Here is a 7,172-nt window from a genome sequence, read left to right on the forward strand (position 1 = left end):
TTATCTTAGCAGCATTTATATTTTAACACTGTTTTTCAATATCTTCTACATAATTAATTATTGCATGACAGGTTTCATCTATCTCCTTATGTTCTATAGTTAAGCTAAAGTCATATTTATTATTTTCATACATAGGATCATAGTATCTAATCATTAATTCTTTAATTACATAGCTATGATTATTATTATTTATTTCTTCAATATATTTATCAATATTTTTATTGCTTATATATTTTCTTAATTCTTCTAAAGCTTTTGTAAGCTCCAAGTTATTATTTTTCACATAGTCCTCTTTTATATTTTCTACTCTTAAATCTATATCTGCCTCTAAATTAATATGAATTCCATTATTCATAGCGTTAAATATATATTCTGGTATAATAATTTTTCCTATTCTTTTGCTTTCACCCTCAACAAAAACAAGATGACTTTTCCTATTAGAAATCTTATCATAAATAAGACTTTCAAACTGCTTTTGACTATTTTGCAAACCTAATCCTACACTTCCTAAAAGAGATCCTCGATGATTAGCACATCCTTCTAAATCTAATATATCATGTCCCATTTCTTCTAATCTTTTTAAAATTTTTGTTTTACCTATACCTGTATTTCCATGAATTACTATAAACTTAATGCCTTGAACAGTAAAAGGAAGATGTTCATTTATATAAGCTCTGTACCCTTTATATCCACCTTCTAATTTAAATACGTTTACTCCAAGCGTCATAAGTAAAGCTACTAAAGAACTGCTCCTCATTCCACCTCTAGCACAGAAAAACACTATTTTTTTACGCAGCTTATTTAATTCATTTATTTTTTCGTAAATAACAGGCAAGTTTTTAGCTGCTGCATCTACTCCAATTTTTTTTGCTTTTTCAACACTTTCCTGTACATAAATAGTTCCAATAAGTTCTCTTTGTTCATTTGTAAAGAGAGGGACATTAATTGCTCCTGGAACAGTCCCATTAGAAAACTCTTTAGGGCTTCTTACATCGACTAATATATATTGATTTTCTACTTTGACTTTATCTAATTGTTCATATTTTATAGTTTTTATCATTTATAGCTACCTCTTCTAATATTTTAATTTATATTTCTCAATACTTCTCTATCTGAGTCCAAGAACTCTGTTTATGAAGTTAAAAAACACCTTACTTACAAGGTGTTTAACTATAACTTTTCCTTATACATAAATATTTATATATAAATAAATCTGATTCAAATATATTATAACATACGAATAAGTATTTTCAATTGGTGGTCAAAATCATACTCCATTATAACTCTAATTTAGTTTAATATTTTGATAGCATAAACTTAAGCTGTTGACCGAATATTATTAGATTTTTAGCTAAAACTAGTATTGATTCAATATTAATTTAAAATGAGGAGGCTAACCTATGTATAGAATAGCTTGTAATGTTACAAATTGCTCTCATAATAAAAATGAAATTTGTTATGCAAACCGCATAAATGTATCTGGTGGAAATGCAAATAATTCTGTTGAAACTAATTGTGCTTCTTTCTTAGATAATGCTCATTATAGTGATTTAACTAGCAATACTAATAATCCTGGAGAAGAGTGCAAAACTATAGTATGTGATGTACAAAGCTGTGCATACAATGACAATACACTCTGCCATGCTGACAGTATAAAAGTTTCTGGTGGAGAATCACATTTATATGAGGAAACAAATTGCTCTACTTTTAAAGATAAATAGGTAAAAAAAGAGGGATGCCTTCATGACATCCCTTCTTTACTTGAAAGATATTTTTATTTAAAATATCTTTCAAGTAACCCTTTAAATGCTCTACCATGCCTAGCCTCATCTTTACACATTTCGTGTACTGTATCATGTATAGCATCATAATTTTTCTCTTTTGCTAAAGTTGCTAACTTCTTCTTACCCTCACATGCCCCATATTCGGCTTCGACACGTACACTTAAATTTGATTTAGTATCAGCTCTGACAACTTCTCCTAAGAGTTCAGCAAATTTGGATGCATGTTCTGCTTCTTCAAATGCAATCCTTTTATAAGCTTCTGCAACTTCTGGATATCCTTCCCTATCAGCTTGCCTTGACATTGCTAAATACATTCCTACTTCAGTACACTCTCCTATAAAATTAGCTCTTAATCCTTCAACTAATTCTGGGTCAGCATCCCTAGCAATACCTATTCTATGTTCATCTGCCCAATTCAAATTATCAGTCATTTCCTGAAATTTTTCCTTTGGTGCTTTACATATAGGACATATTTCTGGAGGCTCGTTTCCCTCATGTATGTAACCACAAATTGTACAAACAAACTTTTTCATTTCTTCAATCTCCTTTTCCTTATATATTTGTATTCCATATTAGTTTCTCTATAAACTGCTTTAATAATTCCCTTATTTTAATTTATTCTACAATTTATAGATATATTATTTCTTTAAAAATATCTTGTTTACTAACTTTATTAGTTCATCCTTAACCCAATCCTTCTTTAAAAAATATGTAGCTCCAAGAGCTTCACACACTCCTAATTCATTGGAAAAATTCTGCTTTCCTCCATCTGAAAGAACAATTATTTTTAAATCTTTATAGTCCTTTTCCAACTCTATTACAACTTCTAATCCACTTTTTTTAGGCATATATATATCGGTAATTATTAAATCAATGTTATCCTTTTCTTTGTATATTTCAATCCCTTCTAATCCATCACATGCTTCGTATACATTATAGTTTGCTTCTTCTAAAAGTCCTCTAATAAACTGTCTAACGCTTGCCGAATCATCAATAACTAATATGTTTTTTTGCTCTGTCTTCATATTTTTCTCCTCCATCCTCATAAAAGTTCCACATATACTTATAATACCAAAAAAAATAGTACAATTCATAATAAACAAAAAATAATTACTATAAATTTATTTTCATTATTATAAATTTATAGTAATTATCTAATTCCTATTATTAAAATTTTTTAATCCCTGATGTTACTTGCTTAGTTCAATATTTCCCGAGAGGATAGAATGAATATATTTCAAGATGTAAGTTCTCGGAAACATATCTATAGCATTTTGTTCACTAAAGGTCGATGGCAACATATCTTGAGTTCATGATATTCACATCTTTTTTCTTAGTATAATCGCAATAAAATTTAAATATTTTCCGCCACCAGCTTCCATGGCCTTGCGATCACCAATAGCATATTCATTATCTTGCTTCAGCCAGTCAGCCCATACTTCATCATTGCTTTCCATCTCACGAACAGAAACGACATCTGCATCATCGCTTTTATTTACCATATTTAACCAATAGTTAATATCGTGCATATAATCTAACTGTTCCGGTGTCCATGAAAGTAATAGTTCTTTTGGTAAATTTTCATGACAGTCCTTTTTCATACCCGGAATGGTTATATAGATGTATCCCCCTTTTTTCACAAAGGGTAACAGCATTTCGTCAAGATACTTAGGGTTACATCCGAAAAAGTTATAAGAATCTATACTGACTACCGCATCAAAGAATTCTTTCTCAAATGGCAAATCAGTTGCATCTGCTTTAATTGGAATAACCTGTTCATGAGACACACCCATTTGTTCAAAGAATTTTCTATTTTCCTCCAAATCGCTCCAAAGATCAGTAGCATACACGGTAAATCCATATTCTTTTGCTAGAAACACGCTAGTTAATCCCTGACCGCTTCCGAGATCACATATGACCGCACCATTAGGGATTTTGTGATCAAGCAATAATTCCTCTCCTAGTTTGATAGGGTTTGGCCCCATAATTTTTGTCTGTAGTTCAGGTGTATTATATTTTACACTGTGTATATAATGCAAGGCTTTTTCCTCCTTATATTATAGTCATAGAATAGTTCCTTATTTATTATATAAATGGCCCTCAATAAAGTAAATTTATCTTAGTTGCTTGATTTGTCCAGATTGGATTGCATCAATATTTTGTGCAATCCTTTTTTTCGGCCAGTCCCACCACTTTATTTCAAGCAGTGTTGAAATGATTTCACTTGGAAAACGCTTTCGTATGAATTTCGCAGGGACACCGCCTACAATAGTGTATGGCATCACATCTTTTGTAACCACTGCTCGAGCTCCAATAATAGCCCCATCTCCGATGGTTACACCGGCCAGAATGATTGCCTCGTAACCAATCCATACATCATTTCCTATAACAATGTCACCTTTATTGTCCCATGCCTTTGCGACATCTTTGATATCCAAGCCCCATTCCTCAAAAAAAATTGGAAATGGATAGGTTGAAAGTGATTCTAACATGTGATTTGCACTGTTAAATAGAAATTTTGCACCACAGGCAATAGAGCAGAATTTTCCGATTATCAGTCTGTCATGATTGACTGGGTAGTGATACAAAACATTATTCCGACTAAACTGAATGGGATCGTTCACAAAGTCATTATACATCGTATAATCACCAACAATAATACTTGGGTCAGTAATCACGTTTTTTAAATAAACTGTTTGTTTATCTCCTGTACGGGGATAAACCTTCTTTTCCGAAATAGTCATTTGAAATCCTCCAAAAATCAGTGTATGTCTTTTTAACTATTTCGGCAACTACAATGCAGCATTTCACCACATACCACCTCACTTTTTATCTAATTAAGAAGTAATGTATCATATCTTTACGGTTTCATACTCTTTATCCTATTAGTAAAACTATCAATATGGAAATCCAGCAGGTCAAATATTTTCTGTTTGTCTTCGCACCCATCATAAACACTATAAAGTATAAAAATAGGAGCGTAAAATTCTAAGGCAAGTTGCCATGCTTCTTCCTTCGTTATATTAATCATGGTTACAAACAAATCTTTCATATATTCCAAAGGACCACGAACAAGATACTGCTGATATAATGTGGACATTTCATGATTTCGATATTGTTCCAAGGTCAACATTTTTCTGAAGTTAGATGAAAACTCTCCTTCGGTCCAATATCTAAACTGAGCCTCACTGTATATTGAAATTTTTTCCAAATCCGTTTTTACATAAGCTTCAGGCATTTGATTAATCGTTTCCTCTGGAACCTCATATTCTTTTGCACGTTCGTAATCCATTTGATTCATTCGCTCCACAATGCTATCAAGAATATGTCGCTTATTTTTATAGTGCTTATATAATGCACTTTTTGTCATCCCAAGCTCACCAGCGATTGTGCTAACCGAAACCGTTTCATATCCATCTCTTGCAAATAATTTTAGTGCCACGATAAGCATTTTTTCCTTTGTATCAGTCATTTTATATCCTCCACATTATTATGGTAAACTGTAGTTCACTAAATATTATAGTTAACGATCGTTTACTTGTCAATAGAAAGTCGCCAAATAAAGGGTCAAACGCAAATACTAAATTTTCAACTTTTTCGGCATCTATCCTGTCTACTACACTGTACAAATATTATAATCAATAATTCCTATCAAATTGGTCTATATGCTGTCATCTTGAATTTCTCTTAAGTGCTTTATCTTTCCTTTTAAAAGAGCCTTAATTATATGCAATAATTTTTTATGACTTCTTATAAAGATTTTTCAAAACATTTCAGTGTTTCCATAATAACGTTTTGAAAGTTAACCTCGACACTGCCTACATATCTGTATCCCAATTTGCAGTAAAGAGATGCTGCTGGTATATTGCCTTCATATGTATCTAATCTCACAGTTTTACATCTCAATTTTTTTGCTGTTTGTTCTGAAAAATCAACGAATTTCTTACCAAATCCTCTTTTTGAAAACATTGGATCTATGCATAATGTATGTATTACCATTACTTCATTACCATTAGCTCTAAAATTCCAATTCAGTTTGCTATATTCTTTTAGCTGAATATGGTTTAAAATAGCACAGCCAACCATTACATTATTTTCAACTCCCACATACAATGTTCCATGATTTATTGCAGTTTCTGCATCCATCCGAGTAGGATACAAGCCTTTTTTCCAATTTGTGTAACAGATATTGTTTGCTTCATAATCCAAAACATCATTATATATTTTTTCAACGTCGTCAATATCAGCCATTACAGCTTTACGTATAACAAAATTCATTATAAAAACACCTCTCTCCATTTAGCTTTTATAAATTTGACTTTTCTGTATAAAATTCAAATTATCTTTAGTTATCATAAATTTACTGATATCTAAATATCGTGGATTTAAAGTTACTGAACTTAATAAGAATAATGTGAACTATTTAGACTTGTTAAGCCAATACATAAATAAGACGGTAGAAAACATAATCGACAGTATTATTAATGATACTCCTATAATACCCAAGAAAAAAGTGTAACCTGAAATAAGTTCAGGGGGTGTTGTCCATACAGTAGCACCCGCTGGTCTCGATACATTTATTGCAATATCATGTCCTTTAAAAAGCCCAACATAAATAATTGTAATGCCAATTAAAAACAAAGTTACAGCAGAAATAATTCCTTTTATCTGTTTTTGAACCATATATTTTCCCCCTTCATTATACATATTATACCAAATCAACGTATTTTAAGAAATAAAATACTTAAACTTTATAAAAAAGAAGAACCATTTTTAGTTCTTCTTCCCTATTTTTTAATTATATTCCCTAATCCTTATCAAATTTAAACTTAGATTTCCCGCTCTTTATCCACCTAATCAATTCACAGCCTGTATTTCTTTTTTCTATAATCTGATACACCATTGCTCTTGTCCATTTATTATCTTCTTCAGCTCCAAGATCATCAATAATAAGTAGATCTGCATTCTCTAAAGCATTAAGTACTGTAAAAATACCATCATCACCAAAAGTTCTTTTACTTTGAGATATTCTTTCTGTAAGAGCTATAGCTCCAACACATATGACAGGAATTAATTTTTGTACCAAAGCATTGGCTATACATGCAGAATTTTATGTCTATAACTTTATAAAAATCTTCTACAGAAAACTCTTCATCTAATCTAGCTTTTATGAGCTGCTTAGTTTTTTTACTTGCAGATTTGTATCTTGTATTAGATTTTTTATTTAAATACTTTTGCTACAAATCTTAGATCATATTTTTGAAAAAGCTTAGAAGATTTGATTGTTTGAGCACAGCGAGTTATCAAAGATTCTTAGCTTTTTTAAAAATATGGGCTTTAGACTTGTCAAAAGTATTTATCGTGCTGGAAGAATGTAAATATATCCCG

The 7,172-nt window shown here is 31.0% G+C and carries 10 protein-coding genes and 1 pseudogene; 1 reads left to right on the forward strand and 10 read right to left on the reverse strand.

All coding sequences use genetic code 11. From position 1 onward, the window contains the following. Nucleotides 1–22: 22 nt before the first annotated feature. The gene (gene mnmH, locus I6U48_RS02700) at nt 23–1,060 is read right to left on the reverse strand and encodes a tRNA 2-selenouridine(34) synthase MnmH (RefSeq protein ID WP_218318861.1); all 1,038 of its coding nucleotides are present in this window, start codon (nt 1,058–1,060) and stop codon (nt 23–25) included. Nucleotides 1,061–1,400: 340 nt separating this feature from the next. Between mnmH and I6U48_RS02705 the strand changes: the two genes are divergently transcribed. Continuing rightward, nucleotides 1,401–1,721, forward strand: coding sequence for a DUF1540 domain-containing protein (locus tag I6U48_RS02705; RefSeq protein ID WP_218318862.1), 321 nt, complete (start codon nt 1,401–1,403; stop codon nt 1,719–1,721). A 53-nt stretch (nt 1,722–1,774) separates the two neighbouring features. On the opposite strand, the gene I6U48_RS02710 is transcribed toward I6U48_RS02705, so the two are convergent. The 9 genes and pseudogenes from I6U48_RS02710 to I6U48_RS02750 form a co-directional block, all read right to left on the reverse strand. Beyond that, a complete protein-coding gene (locus I6U48_RS02710; RefSeq protein ID WP_218318863.1) occupies nt 1,775–2,317 on the reverse strand; it encodes an NADH peroxidase in 543 nt (180 codons plus the stop codon). Between the two features lie 105 nt (nt 2,318–2,422). Further along, nucleotides 2,423–2,809 (reverse strand): response regulator, encoded by a 387-nt coding sequence (locus I6U48_RS02715; protein ID WP_218318864.1) that lies wholly within the window; start codon nt 2,807–2,809, stop codon nt 2,423–2,425. Between the two features lie 294 nt (nt 2,810–3,103). Further along, the gene (locus tag I6U48_RS02720; protein WP_218318865.1) at nt 3,104–3,823 is read right to left on the reverse strand and encodes an SAM-dependent methyltransferase; all 720 of its coding nucleotides are present in this window, start codon (nt 3,821–3,823) and stop codon (nt 3,104–3,106) included. Between the two features lie 75 nt (nt 3,824–3,898). Continuing rightward, on the reverse strand, nt 3,899–4,528 hold the full coding sequence (locus tag I6U48_RS02725) for a CatB-related O-acetyltransferase (RefSeq protein ID WP_218318866.1): 630 nt from the start codon (nt 4,526–4,528) through the stop codon (nt 3,899–3,901). Between the two features lie 116 nt (nt 4,529–4,644). Continuing rightward, nucleotides 4,645–5,256: a TetR/AcrR family transcriptional regulator gene (locus I6U48_RS02730; RefSeq protein WP_218318867.1), complete on the reverse strand. Its 612-nt coding sequence runs from the start codon at nt 5,254–5,256 to the stop codon at nt 4,645–4,647. A 278-nt stretch (nt 5,257–5,534) separates the two neighbouring features. Continuing rightward, nucleotides 5,535–6,062: a GNAT family N-acetyltransferase gene (locus tag I6U48_RS02735; protein WP_218318868.1), complete on the reverse strand. Its 528-nt coding sequence runs from the start codon at nt 6,060–6,062 to the stop codon at nt 5,535–5,537. A 141-nt stretch (nt 6,063–6,203) separates the two neighbouring features. Further along, entirely contained in the window at nt 6,204–6,467 is a 264-nt protein-coding gene (locus I6U48_RS02740) for a hypothetical protein (protein ID WP_218318869.1), read from the reverse strand. A gap of 124 nt (nt 6,468–6,591) precedes the next feature. Continuing rightward, nucleotides 6,592–6,870 (reverse strand): P-loop NTPase family protein, encoded by a 279-nt coding sequence (locus tag I6U48_RS02745; RefSeq protein WP_246615174.1) that lies wholly within the window; start codon nt 6,868–6,870, stop codon nt 6,592–6,594. After that, a pseudogene (locus I6U48_RS02750) lies at nt 6,800–6,958 on the reverse strand (hypothetical protein); the annotation flags it as partial. The gene I6U48_RS02745 and the pseudogene I6U48_RS02750, both read right to left, overlap by 71 nt. Between the last annotated feature and the right edge of the window lie 214 nt (nt 6,959–7,172).

This window comes from Clostridium thailandense, from assembly GCF_019207025.1.
Classification (GTDB): Bacteria; Bacillota; Clostridia; order Clostridiales; family Clostridiaceae; genus Clostridium_AM; species Clostridium_AM thailandense.